This is a genomic window from Calditrichia bacterium (assembly GCA_020634975.1).
Classification (GTDB): Bacteria; Calditrichota; Calditrichia; order RBG-13-44-9; family J075; genus JACKAQ01.
Window position 1 is genome coordinate 1,055,789 of sequence record JACKAQ010000001.1, and the last position, 26,056, is coordinate 1,081,844.

Annotated in this window: 26 protein-coding genes; 22 read left to right on the plus strand and 4 right to left on the minus strand. The window is 45.8% G+C overall.

The window, feature by feature from the left end; translation table 11 throughout:
- The first annotated feature begins 56 nt into the window (after positions 1 to 56).
- From H6629_04075 to H6629_04165, 19 genes are all read left to right on the plus strand, one after another.
- On the plus strand, positions 57 to 1,079 hold the full coding sequence (locus tag H6629_04075) for an alpha/beta fold hydrolase (GenBank protein MCB9066971.1): 1,023 nt from the start codon (positions 57 to 59) through the stop codon (positions 1,077 to 1,079).
- 5 nt (positions 1,080 to 1,084) lie between these two features.
- The gene (locus H6629_04080; GenBank protein ID MCB9066972.1) at positions 1,085 to 1,462 is read left to right on the plus strand and encodes a hypothetical protein; all 378 of its coding nucleotides are present in this window, start codon (positions 1,085 to 1,087) and stop codon (positions 1,460 to 1,462) included.
- A gap of 70 nt (positions 1,463 to 1,532) precedes the next feature.
- Positions 1,533 to 3,809: a DEAD/DEAH box helicase gene (locus tag H6629_04085; GenBank protein MCB9066973.1), complete on the plus strand. Its 2,277-nt coding sequence runs from the start codon at positions 1,533 to 1,535 to the stop codon at positions 3,807 to 3,809.
- 175 nt (positions 3,810 to 3,984) lie between these two features.
- Positions 3,985 to 4,470 (plus strand): flagellar export chaperone FlgN, encoded by a 486-nt coding sequence (gene flgN / locus H6629_04090; GenBank protein ID MCB9066974.1) that lies wholly within the window; start codon positions 3,985 to 3,987, stop codon positions 4,468 to 4,470.
- A gap of 15 nt (positions 4,471 to 4,485) precedes the next feature.
- Positions 4,486 to 5,871 carry a flagellar hook-associated protein FlgK gene (gene flgK / locus H6629_04095; protein ID MCB9066975.1) on the plus strand — a complete coding sequence of 462 codons (1,386 nt, stop codon included), beginning with the start codon at positions 4,486 to 4,488 and terminating at the stop codon, positions 5,869 to 5,871.
- An 83-nt stretch (positions 5,872 to 5,954) separates the two neighbouring features.
- Positions 5,955 to 6,845: a flagellar hook-associated protein FlgL gene (gene flgL / locus H6629_04100; protein ID MCB9066976.1), complete on the plus strand. Its 891-nt coding sequence runs from the start codon at positions 5,955 to 5,957 to the stop codon at positions 6,843 to 6,845.
- A gap of 179 nt (positions 6,846 to 7,024) precedes the next feature.
- Entirely contained in the window at positions 7,025 to 7,441 is a 417-nt protein-coding gene (gene fliW, locus H6629_04105; GenBank protein MCB9066977.1) for a flagellar assembly protein FliW, read from the plus strand.
- A 63-nt stretch (positions 7,442 to 7,504) separates the two neighbouring features.
- Positions 7,505 to 7,744: a carbon storage regulator gene (locus tag H6629_04110; protein ID MCB9066978.1), complete on the plus strand. Its 240-nt coding sequence runs from the start codon at positions 7,505 to 7,507 to the stop codon at positions 7,742 to 7,744.
- A gap of 13 nt (positions 7,745 to 7,757) precedes the next feature.
- On the plus strand, positions 7,758 to 8,018 hold the full coding sequence (locus H6629_04115) for a hypothetical protein (GenBank protein MCB9066979.1): 261 nt from the start codon (positions 7,758 to 7,760) through the stop codon (positions 8,016 to 8,018).
- A 4-nt stretch (positions 8,019 to 8,022) separates the two neighbouring features.
- On the plus strand, positions 8,023 to 9,681 hold the full coding sequence (locus tag H6629_04120) for a glycosyltransferase (protein MCB9066980.1): 1,659 nt from the start codon (positions 8,023 to 8,025) through the stop codon (positions 9,679 to 9,681).
- 169 nt (positions 9,682 to 9,850) lie between these two features.
- The gene (locus tag H6629_04125; protein MCB9066981.1) at positions 9,851 to 10,690 is read left to right on the plus strand and encodes a flagellin; all 840 of its coding nucleotides are present in this window, start codon (positions 9,851 to 9,853) and stop codon (positions 10,688 to 10,690) included.
- 355 nt (positions 10,691 to 11,045) lie between these two features.
- Positions 11,046 to 11,885 (plus strand): flagellin, encoded by an 840-nt coding sequence (locus H6629_04130; GenBank protein ID MCB9066982.1) that lies wholly within the window; start codon positions 11,046 to 11,048, stop codon positions 11,883 to 11,885.
- A 289-nt stretch (positions 11,886 to 12,174) separates the two neighbouring features.
- On the plus strand, positions 12,175 to 13,017 hold the full coding sequence (locus H6629_04135; GenBank protein MCB9066983.1) for a flagellin: 843 nt from the start codon (positions 12,175 to 12,177) through the stop codon (positions 13,015 to 13,017).
- A 120-nt stretch (positions 13,018 to 13,137) separates the two neighbouring features.
- Positions 13,138 to 13,473 carry a flagellar protein FliS gene (locus tag H6629_04140; GenBank protein ID MCB9066984.1) on the plus strand — a complete coding sequence of 112 codons (336 nt, stop codon included), beginning with the start codon at positions 13,138 to 13,140 and terminating at the stop codon, positions 13,471 to 13,473.
- Between the two features lie 17 nt (positions 13,474 to 13,490).
- The gene (gene fliD, locus H6629_04145) at positions 13,491 to 14,903 is read left to right on the plus strand and encodes a flagellar filament capping protein FliD (protein MCB9066985.1); all 1,413 of its coding nucleotides are present in this window, start codon (positions 13,491 to 13,493) and stop codon (positions 14,901 to 14,903) included.
- A 159-nt stretch (positions 14,904 to 15,062) separates the two neighbouring features.
- Positions 15,063 to 15,509 (plus strand): flagellar protein FlaG, encoded by a 447-nt coding sequence (locus tag H6629_04150; protein MCB9066986.1) that lies wholly within the window; start codon positions 15,063 to 15,065, stop codon positions 15,507 to 15,509.
- Positions 15,478 to 15,927, plus strand: coding sequence for a flagellar protein FliT (fliT, locus tag H6629_04155; GenBank protein MCB9066987.1), 450 nt, complete (start codon positions 15,478 to 15,480; stop codon positions 15,925 to 15,927). Before H6629_04150 ends, fliT begins: the two co-directional genes overlap by 32 nt.
- A 20-nt stretch (positions 15,928 to 15,947) precedes the next feature.
- The gene (locus H6629_04160) at positions 15,948 to 16,250 is read left to right on the plus strand and encodes a hypothetical protein (protein ID MCB9066988.1); all 303 of its coding nucleotides are present in this window, start codon (positions 15,948 to 15,950) and stop codon (positions 16,248 to 16,250) included.
- A 101-nt stretch (positions 16,251 to 16,351) separates the two neighbouring features.
- A complete protein-coding gene (locus H6629_04165; protein ID MCB9066989.1) occupies positions 16,352 to 16,624 on the plus strand; it encodes an HU family DNA-binding protein in 273 nt (90 codons plus the stop codon).
- Positions 16,625 to 16,762: 138 nt separating this feature from the next.
- Here H6629_04165 and H6629_04170 read toward each other — a convergent pair whose 3' ends face one another.
- On the minus strand, positions 16,763 to 18,463 hold the full coding sequence (locus tag H6629_04170) for a hypothetical protein (protein MCB9066990.1): 1,701 nt from the start codon (positions 18,461 to 18,463) through the stop codon (positions 16,763 to 16,765).
- A 247-nt stretch (positions 18,464 to 18,710) separates the two neighbouring features.
- On the opposite strand from H6629_04170, the gene H6629_04175 reads away from it, so the two are divergent.
- Positions 18,711 to 20,090, plus strand: a complete 1,380-nt coding sequence (locus H6629_04175) for a choice-of-anchor B family protein (GenBank protein MCB9066991.1) — start codon at positions 18,711 to 18,713, stop codon at positions 20,088 to 20,090.
- 163 nt (positions 20,091 to 20,253) lie between these two features.
- Here the strand turns inward: H6629_04175 and H6629_04180 are convergent, their stop codons facing one another.
- The 3 genes from H6629_04180 to H6629_04190 are packed head-to-tail and all read right to left on the minus strand — an operon-like array spanning position 20,254 to position 24,679.
- Positions 20,254 to 20,433: a hypothetical protein gene (locus H6629_04180; protein ID MCB9066992.1), complete on the minus strand. Its 180-nt coding sequence runs from the start codon at positions 20,431 to 20,433 to the stop codon at positions 20,254 to 20,256.
- A gap of 37 nt (positions 20,434 to 20,470) precedes the next feature.
- On the minus strand, positions 20,471 to 21,622 hold the full coding sequence (locus tag H6629_04185; GenBank protein ID MCB9066993.1) for a mechanosensitive ion channel: 1,152 nt from the start codon (positions 21,620 to 21,622) through the stop codon (positions 20,471 to 20,473).
- Positions 21,623 to 21,643: 21 nt separating this feature from the next.
- Positions 21,644 to 24,679, minus strand: coding sequence for a hypothetical protein (locus H6629_04190; GenBank protein MCB9066994.1), 3,036 nt, complete (start codon positions 24,677 to 24,679; stop codon positions 21,644 to 21,646).
- A 253-nt stretch (positions 24,680 to 24,932) separates the two neighbouring features.
- Between H6629_04190 and H6629_04195 the strand changes: the two genes are divergently transcribed.
- Positions 24,933 to 25,373, plus strand: a complete 441-nt coding sequence (locus H6629_04195) for a hypothetical protein (GenBank protein MCB9066995.1) — start codon at positions 24,933 to 24,935, stop codon at positions 25,371 to 25,373.
- Between the two features lie 136 nt (positions 25,374 to 25,509).
- Complete coding sequence (locus tag H6629_04200) at positions 25,510 to 26,055, plus strand: TPM domain-containing protein (GenBank protein MCB9066996.1); 546 nt, start codon at positions 25,510 to 25,512, stop codon at positions 26,053 to 26,055.
- Position 26,056 lies beyond the last annotated feature (1 nt).

A 26,056-nucleotide genomic window follows, 5' to 3' on the forward strand; every position in this document is an offset into this window, starting at 1 on the left:
AGCGTGAAAACAGGAACTTGCCCAGGGGGAAGCCGGCGATTGCCGGCGAAGGCAACATGATTCGAAACAAACGCGATTCATTCATCCAGATTGATGAAGACGATTTTGAAGAGCTTCATCAATATTACGATGCAAACCTTGTTGCCCGGAAGCGTTTTCCGGAAGTTTTTCAAAAACGCCCGATTGTGCTGTCCCACGGCATTGCCCGCCCGGATTATCTCGTCGATTCTGTTTTCCGCACACTCAACCTCTCGCTATACGATTTCAGCCTCGTTTCCGACCGGTTTCATTATTTCCGGGGCATTGCCAGCTATTTGCGCAAACACGATTTTGAGGTTTACCATACCAGCGTCAGTTTCGCGGCAGATGTGGAAACCCGCGCGGAAGATCTCAAAAAAGAAATCCTGAAAATCATCGAGAAAACCAAAACTGACAAAGTGCACGTAATTGCCCACAGCATGGGCGGGCTCGATGCCCGTCACATGATTGTCAATCACGATATGGCGGAAAAAATTTCTTCGCTGACCACCATCGGAACACCGCATTGGGGCACCAGCGTTGCCGATGTGGCCATTCAATACGGCATGGACAAAGTGATCGGCGTGCTCAAAACCATCATGAATTTTGACGGCATTCGCAGTTGCGCAACGGAATCCTGCGCAGCGTTCAACCGTGAAGTTGAGGCGTTCGAGGCAAAAAATCCGATATTTTACCAGACGTACAGCAGCCATCAGGAATTCAACCAAACCTTTTTGCCGTTTCAGATCGCCTGGAAAATTCTGGATAAAAATGAGGGCGAAAACGACGGATTGGTTTCGCTGAAATCGCAGCGCTGGACCAAAATGTTGTCCACGGAAGATGGTTACAGAAAAGAAGTACCGCAGCATTCTTTTCCCATTCGAGCGGATCATATGGACCAAATGGGCTGGTGGAACCTCAACGAAATTCACAAAGCCGGGTGGTGGAATATGCGTGCGCTCAGCGAAAAACAGAAGCATGAAGAATTGATAAAAAGCGTTTATCTAAAAATTGCCAGAGAAGTTTGCGGCCTCATCGTCTCGGAAAATAAAAGGCGATAACTATCATGAATTATTACTGGTTAGCAGCATCATTTTTTACCGTTTTATTGAGCATGGGTCATTCGTGGATGGGCGAACGGCATTTTTTACCGCGATTGTTCAAACACGAATATCCGGAAAATCTGGAAATTGACGAACACGTCAATCGCTCCACCCGAACGGCGTGGCACCTCACAACGCTGGGCTGGCTGAACATGGCAGCCATTTTGTTGATCGTCGCAATACATCCGGATGACCCGATCGCCATTTTGGTAATGCGCGTGACCGGCGCGTTTTGCCTCGTCAGCGGTATTTATTCGCTGGCAGGATCGCGCGGGCGGCATCTGCTGGGATTGATTTTTTTGTTGATTTCGCTGCTCATTTTGCTCGGCGATTTATTTTGAATAACTTCCGACTGAACCAAAACGGAACGCGGTTCGCGTTTCACGCCATTTTTATAATTTCCTGAAAAATATGAATTTAGAACAACTGATTATTTATCTGCGTGAGCAGAACGATTTTATGCAGCACGTAACCCATTGGGAAACCGTGCCGGAAAAAGCCGCCCAATTTGCCAACTTTCCCGATTCGATTGATCCGCGATTGCGCGATGCGCTGGCGCAAAAAGGGATTCGCCAACTGTATTCGCATCAGGCGGAAACGTTTTCGCACATCCAAAACGGAAAAAATGTGGTGCTGGTAACGCCCACGGCATCCGGCAAAACGCTCGGCTATAATTTGCCGGTAATCAACCGTATTTTGCAAGACCCGGATGCGCGGGCGCTCTACTTTTTCCCGACGAAGGCACTGGCGCAAGATCAATATCACGAACTGCACGATTTGGTGACCATTGCCGGCGCGGACATCAAAACGTACACATTTGACGGCGATACGCCGGTTTCCGCGCGACAGGCCATCCGCCGTTCCGGGCATGTGGTAATGACCAATCCGGACATGCTGCATCAGGGAATTTTGCCGCATCACACCATCTGGCTAAAGCTGTTCGAGAATTTGAAATATGTGGTTATCGACGAAATCCACTACTATCGCGGGGTTTTCGGCAGCCATTTGGCAAATGTGATTCGCCGGTTGAAGCGCATCGCGCGGTTTTACGGCAGCAATCCGCAGTTTATTTGCTGCTCGGCAACCATCGCCAATCCGCTGGAATTTGCCCAAAAAGTGATCGGCGAACCGGTGGAATTGGTCGACCAAAACGGCGCCCCGCGCGGCAGCAAACATTTTGTTTTTTACAACCCGCCACTGGTGAATCCGGAACTGGGCATTCGCCGCTCGGTGCTGAAAGAAGTGAACCGCATTTCCCGATTGATGATGGAAACCCGCGTTCAATCGATCGTTTTTGCGCGCAGCCGCATGCGGGTTGAGGTGCTCACTCATTATTTAAAGGAGCAGGCGCGCAGCCTGAAAATTCCCGAAAAAAAAGTGCGCGGTTATCGCGGCGGATATTTGCCGCTGGAGCGCCGCGAAATTGAGCGCGGATTGCGCGACGGCAGCATTCTCAGCGTGATCAGCACCAACGCGCTGGAATTGGGCATCGATATCGGGCAGTTAGATGTGGCGATCATGGCCGGTTATCCCGGAACAATTGCATCGGCATGGCAGCAATCCGGGCGGGCGGGACGCCGCAGCAGCACATCGCTGGCGATTATGGTTGCCAGCAGCTCGCCGATCGATCAATTTATTATCAGCCACCCGGAATATTTTTTCCAGAAATCGCCGGAAAACGGGATTGTCGATCCCGACAATTTGCTGATTTTGATGAGCCATCTCAAATGCGCCGCATTCGAAATCCCCTTTCTCGAAGATGAAACCTTCAGCGATGTGGCGACGCGGGAAATTCTGGATTATCTGGCGGATCAGCGGGTGCTGCACCATTCCGCCGAAAAATATCACTGGAGCAGCGAGGTGTATCCGGCGGAGGAGGTGAGCTTGCGCAGCGCCTCGCCGGACAATGTCGTAATTATCGACACAACCAACGGTGAAAACGTGATCGGTGAAACCGATTTGTTTAGCGCGCACATGCTGGTGCACACCGAGGCAATTTACATGCACGGCAGCATCCAGTTTCATGTGGACAAGCTGGATCTGGAGCGAAAAAAAGCGTATGTGCGGCAGGTTTCGGTGGATTATTTTACGGACGCGATCACCAAATCGGACATCAAAGTGCTGGCTGTTGATGAGGAAAAACCGGCGGGAAAAGCGCTGCTGCGCTACGGCGAAATTAAAGTGAACACCATTACCACCGGTTACAAAAAGATCAAGCTGTTTACGCATGAAAACATCGGTTCCGGACGGGTGTATCAACCGGAAATTGAGCTGCACACCGCCGCTGCGTGGCTGGAATTGCCGGAGGCATTGGCTGCCGAAATGCAGCTCTCCGCCAGCGATTTGAGCAGTGCACTGCAGGCGATTGCCAACGTGTTGCACAACATCGCGCCGGTATATTTGATGTGCGATCCGTCCGATATCCGGGCATTCCCGATGATAAAATCGCCATTTTCGCAACTGCCCGCGCTGTATTTATATGATACGTATCCGGGCGGGATCGGGCTGAGTTTCAAATTGTTCAACAATCCGAAGCCGGTTGTGGCGGCATGTTTGGAACTGGTGCAAGGTTGCGGTTGTAAATCCGGTTGCCCGTCCTGCGTTGGCCCGGCGCTGGAAGTTGGCGAAAACGCCAAAGCACACGCCACGGAATTATTGCAATTTCTGATCCGTCAATTCGCCATTTAGATCGATTAAAAACAGTTGGTTAGTTTATTCTTTTTTCCGCCAGAGCGCCTCTTTTATCCTCAAAAATAATTCATCAAATAATTTCCAAAACTTTTGCTAAAGTGAACAATTCCGCCGCCGAAGATGAATCTTGTCAAGGAATCATGGACGAAGTTTTTTTGGGAAGGAGCCCATTATGCCACAACCACACGGTTTATTGCACCTGTTGGAACAACGGGTACAGCTTCAAGAAGATTTAAAATCATCTCTATCCAAACAGCAATCGCTTCTGGTAAACAACCAAATGACTGAAATTAATGAGGTTGTCGGGGAGCAATTGGCTATTCTGGAAACCATCCAGGAATACGAAAACGCCTGGCAACAACTTCTCCTCAGCAAATTTTCGCCGGAGGAATTGGCAATGCGCCCACTTCCGGTAACCGAACGGTTCAGCCTTTCGGAAACAGAATCCATGCAGGCAAAGCGGCTTCAGGATCAGTTAAAAACGATCTTGAAAGTTGTCGCCGAGCTCCGCGAAACCAACCAATTGCTGATGAACCGCTCGTTGAGCTTCATCCGCGGGTTGTTCCGCAGCATTGTTGATACTGCCGATAGTGGCGCGGTTTATCGCAAAGATCAAAAATCGAAAGCCGCGAACGTGTTAATCGACCGGACACTGTAAAGAGAGGAGAAGCCAATGCCAAGCATATTTAACAGTTTGAATACAGCCAGCCGCGCGGTTTCTGCCAATCGTCTGGGCATCGATGTTTCGAGCCATAACATCGCCAATGTGAACACGCCGGGATATTCCCGCCAGCGGGTTAATATTACCACATCTCATCCGATGGATACAATTTATGGTGCCATTGGCACGGGTGTGGATATCGGCGGCGTTAACCGCATTCGCAACTCTTTGCTGGATGTGCAATTCCGCAACACGAACCACAATTTTGGCAGAAGCTCTGTTATGGAGCAGATGTTTTATCAGGTTGAAACCATTATTCAGGAACCTTCGGACAACAGCATTGGCAGTTTGATGGACGATTTTTTTAACGCGTTCAGTGAGCTTGGCGGCAGCCCGGAAGATATGAATTTGCGAAATGTGCTGATTCAAAAAACCGGAAATTTGTCGCAGGCGTTCCAAACCAAAAGTGGTCGTTTGCGCGAGATTCAAAGCTCGCTTCGCAGAGATGCGGAATCTTCCATCCGCCAAGTGAACCAGATTTCCCGGCAGATTTCGGAATTGAACCGGCAAATCGCCGTTTCCGAAGACCAGTTCAGCTCAGCGAACGACTTGCGCGACCAACGCGATAATTTGCTGGATCAGCTCTCGGAGTTTGTGCAAATCCAATCCATGGAAGACAGCAACGGACAAATTACCGTAACCATGAATGGACAAATGCTGGTCTCCCAAACCCAGTTTCGTGAACTGGGTATTGAAAGCGAAGGAAACGGCAACCAGCTGTCTGTGTTTGTGAAAGGTTCGCAAAACCAGCGATTAGATGTGCAAACCGGCAAATTGAGCGGCATTATCGAAATGCATAACACCGAGATTGCCAGCGTTTTAGACCGGTTGGACACTTTGGCAAAATCGTTTATTGATGAAGTAAATCAGATCCACCGTGCCGGTAAAGGACTACCGACAGGATCGCCGCCGGTTGCCAATACCGGGTTAAATTTTTTCACCGGCTCCGATGCATCGACCATCGAGATCTCATCGACGATTCGAAATAATACCGCGAATATTGCGGCATCCAACGATGGCAGTGTGGGTAATGGTGAAGCCGCATTTGCAATTTCCAACTTGCGTAGCCAGCGATTGCTCAACGCCCGTTCGGAAACATTTGCGGATTATTACAACTTTACAGTGACCGATTTGGGCACCGGCGTGCAATTGGCTGGCACGGATCGTCAAAATCAGGAATTATTACGCGACCAGATAACCAATCAGCGCGAATCGGAATCCGGTGTTTCGCTGGATGAGGAGATGACCAACCTCATCAAATATCAGCGTTCGCTGGAAGCAGCGGCACGGGTTATCGGCATTGTTGACGATATTTTGGAAACAGTGATCAATCTGTAGTTGTAAATTAATATCAGGGAAGAAAACGGCGCGGAAATAATTCCCGCCGATCAAAATACTGGATAAAGTCAAGGAAGACTGACATGAGAATTACCCAGGATTATAGCATCCAAAGCCTGCTCAGCCAGGTGAACAGCACGCGTGAACGTATCAGTACACTCCAACGCAATCTTTCCACCGGGAAAAGACTCAATCAAATATCTGACGATCCGTCCGGCGTGGAAACCGCAATGCGATATCGCTCCTTATTAAAATACAACGAGCAATATCAGAAAAATATAAAAGACTCCAGCGAATTTTTGACATTTACCTCAAATGCCCTCCAAAATAGTTCTGATATTATCGCAACGATAAAGGAACTGACCATTCAAGGGATTGATAGCTCCAGCAACGATGAGTTTGATGCCGTTGCTGAACAGCTAAACGAGCTTGTTGAGGAATTTGTTGAAACGGCGAATACCCGTTTCAAAGGGCGTTTTATTTTTGGCGGCTCAAATGTGAGCACAACACCATTTACACTTGCGCCCGATTTTAGCAGTGTGTCAGTTAATCCCGAGGGTGTCGACGGCGAATTAAAAGCCGAATTAGGTCAGGGAAATATCGACCGCTACAACATCACCGGGCAGGAAGCCTACCTCGAGTCGATTGACGTATTTCAAACAATCTTAGATGTGCGAACAGCATTCATGAATCACGATGCTGCAGCGTTGGATACTCTGATTCCGGATATGGATAACGCATTGGATCAGGTGCTTTCCGCGAATACAAAAGCCGGCGCTCGCATCAATCGCTTTGAATTGCTGGAAACCCAGTTTCAGGGCGAAGATATCCGGTTGAAGGAATTTCTCTCTGGCGTACAAGATACCAACGAACCGGAAGCGATTGTGAATTTGCAAATTGAACAGACGGCGCTTCAGACCGCATTGCAAACGTTGGCACAAACAGTCAATATCTCAATTATCGATTTCATTTGATAGATGTGTTGGGAAATTCGTTACAAAGTGTTGAATGCACAAACATTTTTTAACCGCTCCATGCACTTTGTGATTTAGGATAAATTTTTTATGTTAAATATAAACAGGCACTTAGAACACAAACATCAGATATGGCACGGGTGTTGCTTCTGTATGGGCGTAATCAAGTGGAGATCTGAATGAAAATTGTAACAAGGCAATTCGGTGAAATCGAATTTTCGGAAGATATGCTAATACATTTTCCCAAAGGTATGATTGGATTTGAACGCTGCCGCCGTTTTTTGATCGTCAACGACGAAGATTATGAACCGTTTCGCTGGTTAATAGCTGTTGATGAAGAAGAAATAGGCTTTCCCGTACTGAATCCGTTTTTAGTAACAAAAAATTTCGACAAAGAATTACCTCACCGGTTGGTGAAACGGCTGTTGAATAAAGAACAGACGCTGGATCTCTTTTGCGTTGTTACGCTGAATGGCGAAGGCGGAAAAGTGACCATCAACCTGAAGAGTCCCATCGTCATCGATTATGACGAAAAACGCGGCGAACAGATGATATTGGCATCAGACGATGTGCCGGTCGCACATCCGATTTCCTGAGAAAATTTGAGACCGGTGAGCAAGGATGTCTCACCATAACATAAAACCAAGGAAGGTACAGTTATGTTAGTGTTAACACGGAAGTTAGGTCAAAACATTCTGATTGGAGAGGAAGTTTCGATCAAAATTATCAAAATCGAGAGCAACAAAGTGCAATTAGGTATTTGCGCGCCATCAGATGTTGTTGTTTATCGGCAAGAACTCGTAGATAAAATCAAACGGTTCAACCGCAACGCCACTCGCACAGATCACACTCGGTTGAAAAATGTTGCAAAGGTATTCAAGCAAATCGTTAAATTTTAGGACAGGGCAGGGTATGCAACACCACATCGTTAAACAGGCAGAAGCAGAACTAACAGCAGCATCGTTGCATCAGATCAGCGTAGAAGACCGGCTGATTGCAGGGCTTTATTTTTACGAACGGCTGACTGTTGACGAAATTTCTATCGTACTAGAGGCGGATACAGAGTCGATTCGTGCCTCGTTGAATAATGTATTTTCAGCGCTATTATCTGACGAACCGGAATCTGCTGCCAAACAAAAAAGCAGTGTCGTATCGGCACATTTGCTTGGCTAGTGAAATGTCGAAAAAACGTTCCAAAAAAAAAGCTGGTCACAAAGCAAATAAATTGACCGGCACTTCGGGGCACGCACCTGTTTCGCTGTGCATGATCGTAAAAAACGAAGAGCGGTTTCTGGAAGATTGCTTGCGCAGCGTTGCGGATTTGGTTTCTGAAATTGTCATTGTCGATACCGGGTCAACGGACCGGACGATTGAAATCGCCAAAACACATGGCGCACGCCTTTTCGAAATTGAATGGGAAGGCGATTTTGCCAAAGCCCGCAATTACGGATTAAAACACGCCACACAACCCTGGATTTTGTATCTGGATGCAGATGAACGTCTGCATCCGCCATTTCACCCACTCGTAAAACAAGCCATTTCATCCACGAATATTGATGCATTTTACGTTCGCGTCAGCAGCGAGGTTGGCGAAATGTTGGGAAGCATGCCACATGTGCAGGCTTATCCGCGTTTGTTCCGCCGCAAACCGGGCGTTTATTTTACCGGTCGCATTCACGAACAAATTACACCTGCCATCCGCCAAATAAACGGGCAGTTCGGACTGCTGGATGTCGAAATTGAACATCTTGGCTACAACCTGACTCAGGATGAAATGGTTGCAAAAGTTAAAAGAAATCTGGAATCGCTGAAAGAGCAAGTGGCGGATGAGCCCCAAAATGCCTATGCGCGGTTTCAGTTGGGGCAAACGCTCATTATTGCCGGCGAGATAAAAAACGGAAAAGAACAACTCCACAAAGCTTTGGAAATAAAGGGATTAAGTGAAGGACTGGAAGCAACAATTATCCTGATTTTAGCAAACGACGATTACACAAACAAGCTGCTGTATGAAGCCATCGAAAAAATTCAGAAGGCTTTGCAGTTGGCACCGTCGCAGCGATTGGGCTATTTTTTACTTTCAGAATGTTATGCACTCCAGGAAAATTACCAGCAGGCTATTGCTGCGCTGGAAAGTTACTGGCAGTATGCAGATAATCCATTTTCCGATGTCAGTGTGGATAAAGTGATCCTGCCGCATTTGATTTACCAAAGGCAGGCAACATATCACTTTCATCTTGAACATTTTGATATCTGCATTCCGCACTATATTAACTATTTCGAATCTGCACCAAATTATCGCTCTAATGCGTTACAGCGTTTGATTTATGCCGCTAGCCAAACCGGGCAACAGCAAACCATTACGGCAACACTCAATGCGATAATTCCAAAAATAGCGCAGTTTGACGATCCGTTAGCAGCCACCCAAAGCCTGTTGCAACCGGCGTTGAATGGCGAGATAACCATCGATTTTCATCAATTGATTCAATTTGCAACTGATTATTTCCCGGATGAAGGCGTGTTCGCCTATTATCGCGGAAATTTTTATCTGGAAAACCAGGCGTTCGAAAATGCGGAAATGTGGTTTAACCGCGCTATCGAAAAATCGCCGGAAACGTTTGAAATTCACCACAATCTTGCCGTTACGTTGATCAAACAACAAAAGTATCAACAGGCCATCGATTGCTTTGAATATATCGCCGGAAATTTCCCGGAAAAGCGGGAACTGGCACTTCGCAGGCTTGCTGGCTTGCACATGAAAACAGGAAATACAGAAATGGCAACACGTTTTATGATAGCTGCAAACGAAACTGCTAATTCTGCATCAAGCAAAAAATAATTATTGAAAAAGAATTAAAGTGCAAAAAATAACATACGAAGATTAAGAAAGAGCCAAAGGGATGTGGCTCAAAAAATAAAGCGAGTGATTTGGTAGCGTCATAAGCTTAACAATTACATAAGCTACCGCTATGAGAAGGGATTCTCAATCTAATAACAAGGAGGTTATTATGGCTTTTTATTCTGGTTCTCGGATTAACACCAATGTGGGCGCGTTGAATGCATTTAACGCGATGAGTAAAATCAACTCACAAATTGGTTCTGTTCAAATGCGTCTTGCTTCTGGCAAACGCGTCAATTCTGCCGCAGACGACCCCGCAGGCTACACCATCGGTAAAAAACTCGAAGCACGCTCCAAAAGCCTTTCGGCTGCGTTGAACAACGTGGGCGAGCTGAAGAATATCATGTCGGTAGCTGAAGGCGGTCTGCAGGAAATCAACAACCTGTTGGTTGGCATTAAGGAAAAAGCCATCCAGGCAGCCAATGGTTCCTACGGCAGCGAAGAATTGAACGCGATTGTCACACAGGTCAAAGACAGCCTGAACGAAATCGACGACATCATTTCCGAAACCAAATTCAACGGAACATCCTTGCTGAACAACCAGTTCACCAGCAAGATCTTCCAAACCGGCGCTGATGGTGGCGACACAATGACAGTTAGCCTGTCCGCAACTATCGATTCAGCAGACTTTAGCTTGAGCTCCATTACGTCTGCCTCGTTCAACAGCACCAACCTGACCGCAACCCTGAACAGCCTGGACAGCGCAATCAACCGCGTCAGTGGCGAACTTCAGGTTGTGGGATCGTTGACCTCTCGTTTGGATGTGAAAGAATCGACGTTGATGAGCTCCATCACCAACACCGATGCAGCCGCAAGCCGGATTATGGATGCCGACGTTGCGAAAGAGCAGTTGAACTTGACGAAACTGCAAATTCTGCAACAAACTTCGACCATCCAGCTGGCTCAAGCGAACTCTGCTCCGCAGAGCGTCCTGCAGTTGTTCGGATAATCCCGATTCTGATTTCAATCGAATCAAGCCGCCCGGCAACGGGCGGCTTTTTGTTTTTACTCTCTTCCGCTTTTCCCTCCAAGCTTTCAAATCCTGTAATAGTTTAATTTATCGTGACATCAACACAGAAATATGATACTACAGACCTGTTCTGTAGTAAACAGTTTTATTTTATAAAAATAAATTATCTATAAAGTTATGACATTTTGCTAAAGGGTTTTCTAACGATGTCGATATCAGATGTAAGGAAAAAGACTTCCCCAGGGGTAGATGCAGCAACCCCGAAAACCTAAAAATATGAGCTGCATTGATTGAGAAGGGATTCTCGAAAAGTCATTTAAACAAGGAGGTTATTATGGCTTTTTATTCTGGTTCTCGGATTAACACCAATGTGGGCGCGTTGAATGCATTTAACGCGATGAGTAAAATCAACTCACAAATTGGTTCTGTTCAAATGCGTCTTGCTTCTGGCAAACGCGTCAATTCTGCCGCAGACGACCCCGCAGGCTACACCATCGGTAAAAAACTCGAAGCACGCTCCAAAAGCCTTTCGGCTGCGTTGAACAACGTGGGCGAGCTGAAGAATATTTTGTCGGTAGCTGAAGGCGGTCTGCAGGAAATCAACAACCTGTTGGTTGGCATTAAGGAAAAAGCCATCCAGGCAGCCAATGGTTCCTACGGCAGCGAAGAATTGAACGCGATTGTCACACAGGTCAAAGACAGCCTGAACGAAATCGACGACATCATTTCCGAAACCAAATTCAACGGAACATCCTTGCTGAACAACCAGTTCACCAGCAAGATCTTCCAAACCGGCGCTGATGGTGGCGATTCTATGACGGTCAGCTTGTCCGCAACTATCGATTCTGCAGACTTCAATTTGAGCTCCATTACGTCTGCAACATTCAACAGTACCAACCTGACCGCAACCCTGAACAGCCTGGACAGCGCAATCAACCGCGTCAGTGGCGAACTTCAGGTTGTGGGATCGTTGACCTCTCGTTTGGATGTGAAAGAATCGACGTTGATGAGCTCCATCACCAACACCGATGCAGCCGCAAGCCGGATTATGGATGCCGACGTTGCGAAAGAGCAGTTGAACTTGACGAAACTGCAAATTCTGCAACAAACATCGACCATCCAGCTGGCTCAAGCGAACTCTTCGCCACAGAGCGTGCTGCAATTGTTCGGTTAATTTTTTTGATGGCTGTAAACCATAGCCGCCCTTTTGCAGGGCGGCTTTTTAATACGGCATCACCATAATAATCATTACTTTACGAAAATTCGGTATTAAGTAATTTAGAACCATAACCCATCTATCGCGTGTTTTAAAAATGTTTTTAGCGGGAAAATCAACAAAAAGTATTATAAAAATTCAGAAAAACACTAAAGCAAATACTGTAGATGGCGATTATGATTCTCAGACAAAATCGGGCACGGAAGCTCGAGATGGTTAAAAACATTCATACAAGGAGGTATATCTAATGGCCTTTTATTCTGGCTCTCGGATTAACACCAATGTTGGCGCGTTAAATGCTTTAAATGCGTTGAATACGTTGAACAGCAAAATCGGTACGCACCAACTGCGTCTTGCTTCTGGTAAGCGCATCAATTCCGCAGCAGACGATCCTGCCGGTTACACTATTTCACAAAAATTGGTCGCCCGTTCCCGTTCTTTGAGCGCGGCTTTGAACAACGTCGGCGAAGCGAAGAATATCCTTTCTGTCGCTGAAGGCGGACTTCAGAGTATCAACGATCTGTTTGTAGGCATGAAAGAGAAAGTCATTCAAGCCGGTAACGGCTCCTACGGCAGCGAAGAATTGGCAGCAGTGGTTACGCAATTGCAGGATATGCTGAACGAAATTGATGATGCAATCAGTGAAACCAAATTCAACGGTACCAACCTGTTGAATGCCAGCTTCACCAGCAAGCTGTTCCAGACAGGCGCAGATGGTGGCGACACGATGACGATCAGTCTCTCTGCAACAATCGATTCAGCTGATTTTAGCTTGAACAGCCTTACATCAGCATCGTTGCAGGGAACTGCGTTGACGACAACACTCACAAGCATTGACAGTGCCATCAGCAGTATTAGTATCGAGTTGCAAAAAGTAGGCTCCTACATGCAGCGATTGGATGTAAAAGAGCAGACGCTTCAAGTGGCCATGACCAATACCGATGCTGCAGCCAGCCGGATCATGGATGCGGATGTCGCAAAAGAACAGTTGGAATTGACCAAACTGCAGATTTTGCAACAAACTGCAACCATCCAGCTTACTCAGGCGAATTCAGCGCCGCAGAACATCCTGCAGTTGTTCGGTGGTTAAGTTTGATCACCAATGGGAGTCTTTCGTTTTGGCGGAAGACTCTCTTGGTTGAAAGCAATAACCACAGGATTCATTAACTAACGGTATTTGGCAGGCTAATTTTTTAACTCAGGAGAAAGCATGAATTCTGCTCTTGCGTATGCAAAACCGGGCGCCAGGCGTGCAATTAATCAGTATCATCAAAACAGCATTCTCAGTGCAAGTCCGGAAGAATTAACGTTAAAAATATACGATCTGACAATTGTCAGCATTCGGAAAAAAGATATCAAAAAAGCAAACCTGGCGATCTCTGAATTAATTGCTGCGCTAAACTTCGATTATCACGACGAAGCAATGGGCTTATTCAGGCTGTATCGCTACAGCCAGGATTGTTTGTATAGCGAAAAATATGACGAAGCATTGGAAATTATCCAGGAATTACGGGATACGTGGGCAACAGCATTTAAATTAGGGTAACAGAAAGGCGGCTGATCATGGTCTCCGGCTTCAGTTCAGGAAATATAGAATTACTGCTCGAAAGTTATCGATCGCTCGAAAGAGAACCGATTCGCCAATTAGAAAGCCGTAAATCAGGCATCGATAACCGGATCAAATTATTCAACGACCTCAAAAGCAAATTGAGCGCCTTGAGCACGTTGAGCAAGGATTTGAGCTACTCCGGCACCACCTCGTTTTTCGGAAAAAAAACCGCATCCAGCTCAGATGAAGATTATCTGACCGTAACAGCCACTTCAACCGCTGTTGCCACTTCCACATCGGTATTTGTAAACCAGTTGGCAAAAGCAGATAAAGTGGTTTCCAGTCAATTTACAAACACCGGAACAGACATCGCCACCGGGCTCGGTGCCGGCACATTCAATTTCGACGTCACCGTAAATGGCGTCGCTACACCCGTTTCCGTTCTATTGGATGGCACAGAAGACAATGAAACGCTGTTGGGTAAAGTATCTTCCGCTGTAAACAATGCGACCGGAGCAGGCATTCGTGCATCTATCATCAAAGATTCCAGCAGCACCAGCCGAATGGTTTTCACCAGCACAGAAACCGGTGCCGATTACGAAATGACACTGTCGGATACTTCCGGCGGATTGCTTTCCGCCATTGGCATTAACGATTCCGTTGCAGCCAACGGCACAACCGGCGGATATGTTTACGATACGTCCGAATTGAATGCAATTGCCACAATCGATGGCATTACCGTTACCTCAAACACAAACACATTGGAAGATGTGGTAACCGGTCTCACCATTTCCCTCAAAAAACAGCAGGAAATTGGCGAAACACCCATCACCGTGAACGCGGAAAACGACGTTGAGGGAATCAAAGAGAAGCTTCAGGAATTTATCGACGCGTATAATGGGGTGCTGGATTTTATAAAAACCAACACCGCAGTAAACACCACAACATATGAACGCTCCGCATTTAGTGGCGATTACTCGATCAGCACATTCAAATTCCAGCTTCGGCAAATCATCGCGACGCCTATTACCGGATTAGGTGTGGACGACCCATCGCTGCTCAGCGAATTGGGCATCACCACAGACCGGAATGGCAAACTCAGCATCAGCGATGCCGATTCGCTGGATGATTTAATCAAAAACAACATCTCGCAAGTTGAACAAATTTTCAACGCTGCGGATGGTATTTCCGGCAAACTGGAAACCCTGCTGGACGGGATGACCGATGGCGAAGGCATCATTACGCGTCGCAAACAGGTGCTGGAAAGCCAGATCACGACAATGAACAGCCGGATAAAGTTGATGGAATCCTCGGTAGACAAAAAAATGGACTATTATCGTACCCAGTTTGCTCAATTACAAGCTGCGTATGCACAATATCAATCACAGTATAGTTATATTACTGCACTGACACAGTCTAGTTTTTGACAGGAGAATCATAGAAACGCTCGTATAAAATAGTATTTTATATGGCTGATACCGCTCAAATCGCATTAAATTAGCAATTGCGAATAACCCGGAATCAGCCAATTGGCGCTTTGCGCCGTAGTGGTAAATTCTTAACCGAGTTACAAAAGGAGGGTTATCATGGAAGTTACCGCATTGAACAATGGATTTGCATTGCAAATGAGCCAGCAGCAAAGCAAAGCTAAAACCAACGACGATAGTCAACAAACACCTTTGAATGTTGCCAAAAATATCGCACCGTTGCAAGCACAGTTCGTTGAAAGAGCTCAAAAAGTTCAGGAAGCCGAAAAAGCGGATCCGAACGCCACAGGCTTGAATCAACAAAACGATGATCTGGCAGAGCTCAATCAGAAAGTTCAGGAGAAATTAAAAAACTCCGGCATGAAAATTTCGCTGGAAGTTGACGAAAAGACCGAACGAGTGCTGGTTCTGGTTAAAGACCCGGTCACAGATGAGGTTGTTCGTAAAATTCCTCCGGAAGAATTATTAAAAGCATCCGAAGCTGCACGGGAAATGCAGCAAACGGAAAATTCGGATGAAAAAGGAAATCTGGATGTCAAATTCTAATCAGCCTGACCGTTCCAGATTGCAAAATTTTGAACGGATTAATGAATCGTCTGTGAAACTTTTAGAGCTAACAACAGGTATGTTAGCTGCAGCAAAGGCTGATGATTGGCAAACATTCAGGGATTTAACCGGGCAACGCGTTCCCTATTTCGAGGAAATTCAAGCTTTAAAAAGCCTTGCAATTGAGTCAGAAAGTGTCGATAATACATCCGAAACAGCCAAAATTGATAAACTGCGCAGGAATATTCGCGAAGAGTTCAAAAAATTAGCTAAAGTGGATGCAGAAATCTTCGATACTATAAATAATAAAAAACAAGATCTGGTTCACCAAATGAATGAATTTCAACAGGGCATGGTATTTTTGAAAAGATATAGCAGCCAGGTAAATCAGGAACGCGTAATATCCAAAGTGATCTAAAAATAGGTTACAAAAAAGCCATGAAGATTAATACCATTGATAATTTGGGCTATGTAATTAGTGTCGAAAAAGCAGGGCCTAAAAAAAGTGTTGAGCCTGAAAAACGTCCGGATCAAGACAAATTAGTATTATCTGACGAAGCAAAAAGGTTAAACGGTATGAAGTCCAATCTCACTCCGGAGCGACTTGAGCTCATCCGGCAACGTATTGCCGAAAATTTTTACGATCAGGACGAAATCATCAGCGAGGTTGCCGATCGTATGTTAAAAAGCGATGCCTTTAGGCAATTCAGGAATGGAACAGGAACCGATCAGAAATCTTAAAAAAAATTTCTTCTCCCCCGCTAAAAGGATGAAATGCTTCGGTGTTTCATCCTCTTCCTTTTAAATGAACCATTTAATGTAGAACAGACCAGGAGGTAATTATGAATCGTAAAGCATTGGTAGATGCAGTAGCAGAAAAAACAGGGTTGTCCAAGAAAGATACCGATAGCTTTATTACAGGTTTTATTGAAGCAGTTGTTGATGAATTGAAAGATGGTGGTTCTGTAAATCTCGTCGGATTTGGTAGTTTCCGTGTTACCGAGCGCCAGGCTCGGACTGCCCGCAATCCTCGCACCGGCGAAACGGTTGAAGTTCCCGCTCGCAAAGTGCCTGCGTTTAAAGCCGGCAAAGAGTTGAAATCTGTCATCAACTAATCCGGCGTAGATTTTTATTACCGGAAAAAATCAACTTTTTTAATGTTTAGTTATCAAAACCCTTTATGAATTTCATGAAGGGTTTTGTTTTTACCATCCGGATAATCACAAATCGATTATTTTTAAATCACGGTCGCGTTAATAAGGCTCTGGCGCTGCACTCAAATTTTCATTCGCTATTATAGTTTGGGGGTGTTCCGATTTTCCCGAAAGCTTTTCGATAATCTCACCGATCAAATATTCAATTTGAACTAAAAATCGCTCACTTGCGCAGGCGCGATTCTGGCATTTGCGGCAGGCGATTGCCAATTCGCAACCCACAGCTTTTTTATAATCCCATTCCAACTGTCGCACCGTTCGCGAAAAGTCCTGATATTCCCGCGAGCGGTGTCTCCCCCCGGTGATTAGCGGAACAACCCATTTATCGCGTATCACTTCTTCAAGCTCTTTCAACCGCCCCAAATATTGCCCGATAGTCGCTTTCCACAACGAATGCACTTTATCATGCTGCTCTTTATATAACTCGGGATCTTCTGCTTTGGCAAAATTTTCGTTTTTTACGGTTTCGCCGGGAAAATTCACAATCATCACCAACAATTCATAAATGTAATTAAGCTCTTTTAATGTATTTACGTCGTTTTGAATTTTGCCGGATAACACGACTTTACCAAAATCAAAAACGATATCCAGACAGGCATTAATCGTCGTTTCCATTTCTTCCAACCGCTTTTGGGAACGCAACGCGAGTTGGACTGTCGCACTTTCCAACCGTTTACGAATGCTGGGAAATGGATGCTGGCTAAGAATATTCAACGATTTCATCGCCCGTAAAACCGGGAAAGCGTTATCGGTAATCAGGCTGATCAACTCATCAACATTGATGATATCGGTTACCATTTTTCGCACCTGTTTATCTTCATCCGTGTGTGCCTGAACGACGGTGAAAAAATAGTGCGGGTTGTTCAAATCGGATTGGCAAAGCTCCAATAGCTCCAATTTTCGGGTTTGGACGAGTGTTTTTAACGGATCTACCGGCGGAAATCCATTCATTTCAACTAACCGTTCCGGTTTGAAATCATCTTTTACATAACAAAAATGGCGCCGGACAGCATCGAGCACACACCATAATTGATGGGCACTAATGAATTGTAGCAACCTCGGCGAAATTAACGCAGCTGCAATTTCGGAATACGGGAATCTTTCAAGATGACTGACTGCGGTCTGAACAATTACCATATCTTCATCCAACAAAAACGGGGTGAGATTGGCGATGCAATGCGCAACATCCTGATTATCCTTAGCCCGATTAATCGCCGAAATTTGACGAAGATAGTGTTGCTTTAATTTGATGGACTGTTGAATCAGCCGCAAAATATCGTTATCAACGGATTTTGTTCCGCGACGAATCAAATATCGCCGCATCATTTCCAACATTGCAATGCTGACAGTCGGGTTCAGGAATGCGCTTTTCAACACTTTCAGATTTGTTTCATAAACCAGAAAAACCAGAATACTTGAAAATCCTTCACGACCGATATATTGAATTTTTTCCGCTTCCGGCAGCGATAACAATGGCTTAAACTGTCCCAAAATGAGCCAATAAGGATTGTCCATCGCCGCTTTTCGAACCATCGGGGAGGGATCATCAATCAAAATTTCGATAAGTTGGGGATCGTGATAGATGCGGGCAACGTGCCAGCGAACCTCGGAGGCTTGCTTTAGTAATTGCATAATGCGGGCTTCCTGGCCCGCAGCGTCCGATTTGCGGTAGTAGTTTTCCAGAACATACTCCAGCAACTTCGCCGGATTATGATACAACATCGAAAAAGTATTTATCATCTCCATCCCTGAGCAACAAATTCTTTAAAACATCCTGTTTCACTATCGTTATCGACCAATTAAGGCGATGTTTTAAGCGTTATTTGTTACAAAAAAGCACACTTCATTTTCCAAACCACGAATCTACAGAATCAAAAATCGCAACATTTTATTTGGAACTTTCCGGTTATCTGACTATTATTTCAGTGGTCGCCTACCTGTAACTTTTCACGCATTCGTGATCTATTCAACAAAGGAGTTTTACCCAATGAAAACCATGCTTAACAAGCTGTTTCTATTGATGTTGTTATCAGGCTTCGCTTTTGCACAAGGCGAAATAAACCTAACACTTTTGTCCAATTTCGATCCTTATCCATCGATCGGTTACAACGATTGTTGGGGCTACACCGCACCGGATGGCAAAGAATATGCATTTTTAGGTGTGTTAAATGGCACCAGCGTTGTGAACATCAGCGATCCCCTAAATCCGGTAGAGGTCGGTTTTGTGCCGTCTAACACCAGCACCTGGAAAGATATTAAAACGTATGATCACTATGCATATGTTGTTATCGATGCATCGGGAAATGGGCTGCAGGTGATTGATCTTTCCGATTTGCCCAACAGTGTATCATTGGTGAATACATTTACCGGTGGCGGGTTTGCGTCGTCACACAATATTTTTATCGATGAAAACAACGCCATTTTATACGCCCAGGGTGGTGGCGGAGTTCGGGTGATCAGTTTAGCAGACCCGGCAAACCCGGTTCAGTTGACCACTATTTCCGCACCCAGCGTTCACGATGTTTTTGCAACGGGTGATCGTCTTTATGTGTCCGAAGGATGGCAGTTTAGTTACAGCATTTGGGATGTCAGCGATCCGACAATCCCGGCGTTGTTGGGGCGATTCAATACACCCTCATCCGGTTATGCCCACAACGCCTGGGCAACAGACGACGGCAATTATCTGATGACCACAGAGGAAGTTCCGGCAGGTAAAACGGTAAAATTGTGGGATGTGCAAGATCCCCAAAACGCAACATTAATGGACGATTACATTGCGACAGCAACCAGCAGACCGCATAACGTGCATATCAAAGGGCAGTACGCATATCTCGCACATTATTGGGACGGGTTACGGATTCTCGACATTTCCGATCCTTCAAATATTTTGGAAGTGGCATCTTACGATACATATCCAGGGGTTGGCAGCAACTACGAAGGCAACTGGGGCGCGTTTCCTTATTTCAATTCCGGGAAAGTGCTGGCAAGTGATCGCACCTACGGATTGTTTATTTTCTATTTTGATGGCGCAAACATAACCGGATTGGATGATCCGCCGGCACAAAATCTGCCATCCGAATTCCAACTGGCGCAGAATTATCCGAACCCGTTCAACCCAGCAACTTCTATCGAATACAATTTGCCAGAATCCGGTGAAGTTATGTTGGATATTTTTGATATCACCGGAAAAAAAGTGCGCACACTCGTCAATCAGCGGCAAACTGCCGGAAGCCAATACCGCATCGTTTGGGACGCAACAGATGAAAACGGCAAAGCTGTCAGCTCCGGAATTTATTTTTATCGATTACAAGTTCGGGGGGAAACAGCCTCGTTTTCTCAAACGAAACGTATGGTTTACATGCGTTAATATTTTTGGCATAGCAAATAACTTATCAGAAAAGAAGCGGTTGCATCTACCGCTTCTTTTCTGGATCAATATTTTTACCACACCAACAGCGCGGTCCAAAACAATTACAGCGTATTTGCGAAATGGGGTCGGCTATTTCGAATTGCCCGATTTTTGTCCACCCTTACCTGCACCCTTTTTGCCCGGCTTTGGCTTGTTGCCATTGCTCGGACGTGTCCGCAAATAATCCTTTAAATGCTTCAAAATATCCGACATTATAACTCTCCTCGCAGCTCGTCAAATCCAACATCCATTGTTGTTTGAGTAGTAAATTATCGCCGCCTCCGGTTAAAATATTAGTCATAAACCGTTAATTGTCACGATTTAATTTGACAAAAACGTTAGGTGTGATGCGGGTCACTTGTGATAAAGTTGAGTTGCTCCGGTCGCACCAATTCCTTTGCCAAAAGCTCTCGCAAAACGGTTTCTGTCATATCGCTCATGAAAGGAAATTCGTATCGGATATCCAGCACATAGGCTTTTAGTCGCATTTTGAGGAGAGACCTGCCTTCATGAATTTCATTTTTGAAAATCACGACGATGGGTTTGTTGAGAAAAACATACCGGGATGTGGCAGCAGCAAGATAGGCTATTTCCCGGGTGCGCTCCAGATCGATCTGTGGCGGCAGAAAAAACTCCGCAACAACCTGACAATTCGATTCTCCGGCGTTGGCGTTGGAAACCGCCTGATTCATAATTTCGCCGTTGGGCACTGATACCAAATTGTCGTCCGGTGTAACAATTCGCACGGTTCTCAGTCCGATTTGCATTACTTCGCCGTAGTGCCCGGCAGCTTCAACTTTGTCGCCAACCTGAAACGGGCGATCGAACAAAATCATCAATCCGCCAAAAATATTCTTCAAAATATCTTGCGAAGCAAAGCCGATAGCAATTCCTGCAGATGCGGAAAACGCAATAATCGTTTCGATCGGCGGCGCTAAAACAACAACAATAATTTCATAAATTACGATAATCCAGCTAATAATCCGGATAGATGGAATCAAGCGTTTAATGGTCAATCGCAAATTTGGCCAACGCTCGGCGATTGCCTCCAACAATCGCGTAAACCAGCGGATGATGTAAAGCGCGATGAGCAGAATGATGATCGACCAGAAAATTTTCCCGAATGACAGCGAGAATTGGGGATCGGGCTGCGTTTTTTTGATGGCATCAACAATGCCGGTAGGATCGCCGGAGGATGTATCTGAGGCAACTGTTGCGCTGTCGTTTGCTGCGCTATCGATTGCTGATTTTTGAACCGAATCGGCTGTGGCGGCTAACGAATCCGTATTCGTCTGTTTCTCCGGTTGCGGCGTGTTCTTTTCGGGCACGGATTGTTGCGGTTGCGGTGTGGGTTCAACCGAACGGGATTGTGCGGCTGTGCTATCCGCTCCGGTTTCCTGTGCGATTGCAGTTGCCAGTCCGGCAACCAGCAGCAGACAAACAATCCACCGAAAGGAACAGTAACGGAATCTATAAAAAAGTGTTTTCATCTTTGGTTACCCTTTTGCGGATTAGTGCAAAATATTATTGCTTTTTAACGCGCGAACGGTCGGGCGATACAAAAACGGGTGTAGCTGAAAATCATCGCCGTGTGCGGGAATAAGAATCCCTTTTCGCCGCAGCACGTTGAACACTGCGTCGCTGCTTTCCAATGAGCGATGAAAAACGCTGGCATGTTCGGCAATGCTCAGCGTTTCGTGCTGCAACAATGCGCCGAGCGTGAACAACTCGATGCCGGAAAGCTGGTAAATAAATGAATAATCAAACTCCACCGATGCAGAAAGCACCAGTTTGTTATCTTCTATTTTGTTGATCGCCCGCAGCCAATACAACATCGCCACAGAAATATTGCCCTGGGAAACCTCTTGCAATTGCTCAAAAAAGCGATCTTTCAAAAACTGGTGTCGGGCATCGTCGGAGTCCAGTTTGCGAAACTGGCGATTATTTTTTATCGATTCCGGTGCATCGAATGCCAATTCGTAACCGGTAATCCGGTGGCGTTTCAAAATTATGCTTTCCATATCTTCACGTTTCAATCCGTCCAGAAGCAGCACACGTTGGAATTGTTGGGAAATATTGATCACTTTATCGAGATATTCCCAACAATACAGCGTGCTGCTCAACACCCAAAACACATGCTCCTGCGTGTGCGCCACCAGTTGCAAAAACCGGCGGATCAGGTCAAACCCATCCACGGTTTTCAGGAACATGTTTTGGATATTTTCAACAATGCAGACCTGTTTCTGGTCCAGTTTTATCAGCGATGCTTCGAAAGTGGAAAGCGTTTCGCCGGGCACATCCGGAAATAGCTTGTGGAGAAGCGGCATAAACGCGGCTTCGGTGTACACGGTTTCTTCGAGCACAATTTTTTTGATCGGATACAATTTGTAAATTTCTTTTTCTGCAAAATTAAGCAGGGTTGTGCGCCCACCGCCTTTTTCTCCGATGATCACGGTGGACATAAACCGTTCGCTATCCCAATCTTTCAAATCGGATTTCAGGATATCCATCTCCTTTTCGCGACCGGCAAACAGTCGCTCATCGTTCAGCGGTTTGTTTTCGAACAAACGTTGATAGATAAACGGCAATGCAGCAATACGCTGGCGAGTTTCGGTGAGGAAGCGAAATAATTGCTCTTTCGTTGCGGTGGAAGTGGTCACAAGCCCGGTAAATTTCCCGATCCGCAAATATTGCTCATAAATACCTTTGGCAAAACTCCGGATACGCTGCCAAGCTCGCGGCAGTGCGTATTTAATGAATTCCCATGCTTTACGGCGGCTTTCGCGAAATTTTTCTTCCGCTTTGGCGCGCATCAACTGAATTTTCAGTTCGAGTAATTTTTCATCATCCAACAATTCCTGAACACTGCTGATAAACTGGTGTGAAATTTCGAACAGTTCGCGGGAAGTTTCCGTTTCCAGCCGAACTGTTTCGTTTTGATATCCTTGCAGCCGTTCGCGCGCCCGTTTTAATCCGTCGTTGAAATGCTGTATCGCCAGCGCCGATTCTTCTTGCTCCTGCAGAGAATCCAGCGCCGCCTTTAAATTGAACTCGACCACCTGGTCCAGCTCGGTTACACCATTCACTATTTTTGTGAATCGCTGCTGAATATTTTTGTCGCATTTGTTGCATTTTGTTTGCAACAAACTAAGCAGGCTGTGCTCAAACAATTCCTGCAGCGGAATATCGTCCACTTCGGATTTCGGTGGAATATTTTCCGTATCGCGACGGGTGAAAATCGATTGGTGTTTGGGCAAATCTGTCGTGGTTTGCTGCGCTTCATAAATATAACGGCTGATCACCTGATTAAACTGTGCCTTCACAAATGCATCGGTGGTTTCCGGCAGAACGGTTTTGCGCAGTTCGCGCAAAAGGTCATAATGCTCGGTATTCATTTGTTTACGCAATTGAACAATACTGCCGGGTTCCATTTCGGCAAAACGGTTTATCGATTTTTCAAAAATAGCATCCGCATTTTTCAGCGGCGGGAAAACCTGTTTCTGCACTTTTTCACTCAAACTGGCGATGGTCAGCAAATACGCGCGGCCAACATCCATTTGAATAACTTTCAGCGCGGTATCGCCAATCCAGTCCTCTTTTTCGGCGACGAAGTGGCGTTCCCACACCGGACGATGGGCATTGTAATGAATCTCCAGCGAATGCCGGCGTTTTTGCTGCCGCCGTACACCATAGTGATAGTGCGGATGTGCGAAACTCCCCGCAAACGCCAGCAATTTTGTAAATGTTGAACAAACTTGTTCGCAATGTTTATCCAGCACAGGTTTGCGAAGCTCAACAAATTTTTCCAGTTCCGTCGGCAACGTTGCCAGCGATTCCTGATATGGTTGAACCGCAGCTAACGATTTTTCCAGAATTTCCGCCGGATGCTGCTGCCAATCGGTTTGCGCGTTATCCAGCAACAAAAACAGCCGGGTAGTTTCCTGCATTACCCGGTGGGCGGCGGCAAGCTGCTGTGCCGCAAATCGCAGAAAATGTTCCCATTCATCCATCAAAAATTGTTCGGTAGTTTGCTGCAGATAATATGTTGCAAAATCGTGCAGTTGAACGCGACGAATCGCTGTCTTTTTGCGGAACACATTCCGGAAACGGCGAGCATTTTTCCAGACCAGCACGGTTGTGGCATCACCCGTTTCCAATTGGGTGTCCGTTGGCTCAATCGGCAAATCCACCTGCGGCGGATAATTGGTCAGCCATTCTTCGAATCGTTTATCCCAATTTTCCAGCATTTGCGCTACCGGCACATCGCCGGCATAATGCAGCTCGCTTAAATGAAGTTGGATGTGGCGAAAATAGTCCTGCCAAAGTCGCCAAACCGGGCGTAAATCTTCCGGATTTTTCAACTCCCGAATTGAATTCAGCACAACATTCAGTTGCTGATTGAAGAAATCCAGTGTTTTCCGATGAGCTGCTGTCCAGCTTTGCAAACAGGCATCGTGATGTTTCTGCAAAATCTGCAGATACGCCTGCGTCATTTCACCGGAAAGCGATTGATGGGTTGTAGCTGGCATCGATTTAGGTTCGATCAAGCGGTAACTTCCTGTTTTATGTTTATTTGTATCACTTAAATCTAAAGGAAAATGCCCGGAATTCAAAATTTTTTATGGTGATGATCCATCCTTATACCACAGCATGCACATTTTACGATGGATTTATTTTTTCACTTTTATAATTTTCTACAAAAAAAATGCGACAGGGCGGCAACTTATTTTCAAACGCTCCCGTAGTATATTTCAGGCGGAGGTAAAACCTGAATCTTTCAGAAATGAAAGGGGATTTACCATGAAAATCTTTTCGAAAATAACCTGGATAATGTTGTTAAGTGTATGTGTATTTGGTTTCGCAACTGCAAATGCCCAAACCAAAGCCACAGTAAATTGGGATTTGTTTAGCGAAAATCTAGTGCATGCGCTGAAATCGGATAACGCCGGATTGCGCCACTCGGCAATGCAATTGGTAATTCGCCACGGCGAAAATCTGGATGTTCGCGATGCGTTGTTTGATGTGGTTCACGTTTTTCGCAGCAACAAAGACCGTAATGTGCGATTGCTGGCACTCGCTGCAATTTCCAAAATGAACAGCAACTGGGCAATGTATTTCCTGAAACGCAGCACCAAATTTGAGAAAGATCCGGTAGTTCAACGGCATGTATTGGCTTATGTTGCCCAATATGAGATGGATAAAAACCAGGTTGAGTCTGTGGCGTTGGCACAAAATTTCTGAGCATCTGACGTTTCAACCATTCATAAAATCCCCGTGTGGCAATCATACGGGGATTTTTTTTGGTTTGAAAGATTCCGCTTTCGCGCTAACTTTTTGTTGTGAAAACAAATAAAATGCTCTGGAGAAAACGCCAAAAATGAAATGCCCCCGCTGTGGATTAATTGTAACCGATGAAGTGCCAGCTTGCGAAGGATGTCATTTTACGATTGCCGATCTCGACAAATTGCTGCCAAAACCACCGCAACAAAACGGCAGCGTAAACGATTTTGCCGGACTTTTTTCGCAGGATGAACAGCAATTATTGACCGAACAATTGATAGAATTTTCCCAAAAATATGCCGGAGAATTGGTCATTATCACAATACAAAACGCCGATCCGGTGAAGGCGTCCGAATATGTTTTTTGGCTGTTCAACCGCTGGCAAATTGGCGACGACCGGCACAAAGGCATCGCAATTTTGCTCGCGGAGGAAAATCGCAGGGTGGAAAGCGAAGTCGGCTACGGCTGGGAACCGATTATTTCCGATCCGGAATCCGGTGAAATTCTGGATACGGTAGTGGTTCCGCAGCTCAAAAACGGCGATTATTTTTCGGCGATGCAAACCGCCATTCGCGAAATCGACAAATTGATGCAATCGAATTTGGATAGCATTTCACCCGAAACGGATTCCCCGAAAGCCTGAT

Bases quoted from the DNA above. Each gene is read 5' to 3' on its own strand.
- H6629_04160 (MCB9066988.1), top strand. From the start codon at position 15,948: ATGAAGATTAATACCATTGATAATTTGGGCTATGTAATTAGTGTCGAA.
- H6629_04135 (MCB9066983.1), top strand. From the start codon at position 12,175: ATGGCCTTTTATTCTGGCTCTCGGATTAACACCAATGTTGGCGCGTTA.
- fliT (MCB9066987.1), top strand. From the start codon at position 15,478: ATGAAAAAGGAAATCTGGATGTCAAATTCTAATCAGCCTGACCGTTCC.
- flgL (MCB9066976.1), top strand. From the start codon at position 5,955: ATGAGAATTACCCAGGATTATAGCATCCAAAGCCTGCTCAGCCAGGTG.
- H6629_04075 (MCB9066971.1), top strand. From the start codon at position 57: ATGATTCGAAACAAACGCGATTCATTCATCCAGATTGATGAAGACGAT.
- H6629_04185 (MCB9066993.1), bottom strand. From the start codon at position 21,622: ATGAAAACACTTTTTTATAGATTCCGTTACTGTTCCTTTCGGTGGATT.
- H6629_04170 (MCB9066990.1), bottom strand. From the start codon at position 18,463: ATGATAAATACTTTTTCGATGTTGTATCATAATCCGGCGAAGTTGCTG.
- fliD (MCB9066985.1), top strand. From the start codon at position 13,491: ATGGTCTCCGGCTTCAGTTCAGGAAATATAGAATTACTGCTCGAAAGT.
- H6629_04180 (MCB9066992.1), bottom strand. From the start codon at position 20,433: ATGACTAATATTTTAACCGGAGGCGGCGATAATTTACTACTCAAACAA.
- H6629_04085 (MCB9066973.1), top strand. From the start codon at position 1,533: ATGAATTTAGAACAACTGATTATTTATCTGCGTGAGCAGAACGATTTT.
- H6629_04195 (MCB9066995.1), top strand. From the start codon at position 24,933: ATGAAAATCTTTTCGAAAATAACCTGGATAATGTTGTTAAGTGTATGT.
- H6629_04110 (MCB9066978.1), top strand. From the start codon at position 7,505: ATGTTAGTGTTAACACGGAAGTTAGGTCAAAACATTCTGATTGGAGAG.
- H6629_04130 (MCB9066982.1), top strand. From the start codon at position 11,046: ATGGCTTTTTATTCTGGTTCTCGGATTAACACCAATGTGGGCGCGTTG.
- H6629_04165 (MCB9066989.1), top strand. From the start codon at position 16,352: ATGAATCGTAAAGCATTGGTAGATGCAGTAGCAGAAAAAACAGGGTTG.
- H6629_04120 (MCB9066980.1), top strand. From the start codon at position 8,023: ATGTCGAAAAAACGTTCCAAAAAAAAAGCTGGTCACAAAGCAAATAAA.
- fliW (MCB9066977.1), top strand. From the start codon at position 7,025: ATGAAAATTGTAACAAGGCAATTCGGTGAAATCGAATTTTCGGAAGAT.
- H6629_04115 (MCB9066979.1), top strand. From the start codon at position 7,758: ATGCAACACCACATCGTTAAACAGGCAGAAGCAGAACTAACAGCAGCA.
- H6629_04200 (MCB9066996.1), top strand. From the start codon at position 25,510: ATGAAATGCCCCCGCTGTGGATTAATTGTAACCGATGAAGTGCCAGCT.
- flgK (MCB9066975.1), top strand. From the start codon at position 4,486: ATGCCAAGCATATTTAACAGTTTGAATACAGCCAGCCGCGCGGTTTCT.
- H6629_04080 (MCB9066972.1), top strand. From the start codon at position 1,085: ATGAATTATTACTGGTTAGCAGCATCATTTTTTACCGTTTTATTGAGC.
- H6629_04150 (MCB9066986.1), top strand. From the start codon at position 15,063: ATGGAAGTTACCGCATTGAACAATGGATTTGCATTGCAAATGAGCCAG.
- flgN (MCB9066974.1), top strand. From the start codon at position 3,985: ATGCCACAACCACACGGTTTATTGCACCTGTTGGAACAACGGGTACAG.
- H6629_04175 (MCB9066991.1), top strand. From the start codon at position 18,711: ATGAAAACCATGCTTAACAAGCTGTTTCTATTGATGTTGTTATCAGGC.
- H6629_04125 (MCB9066981.1), top strand. From the start codon at position 9,851: ATGGCTTTTTATTCTGGTTCTCGGATTAACACCAATGTGGGCGCGTTG.
- H6629_04140 (MCB9066984.1), top strand. From the start codon at position 13,138: ATGAATTCTGCTCTTGCGTATGCAAAACCGGGCGCCAGGCGTGCAATT.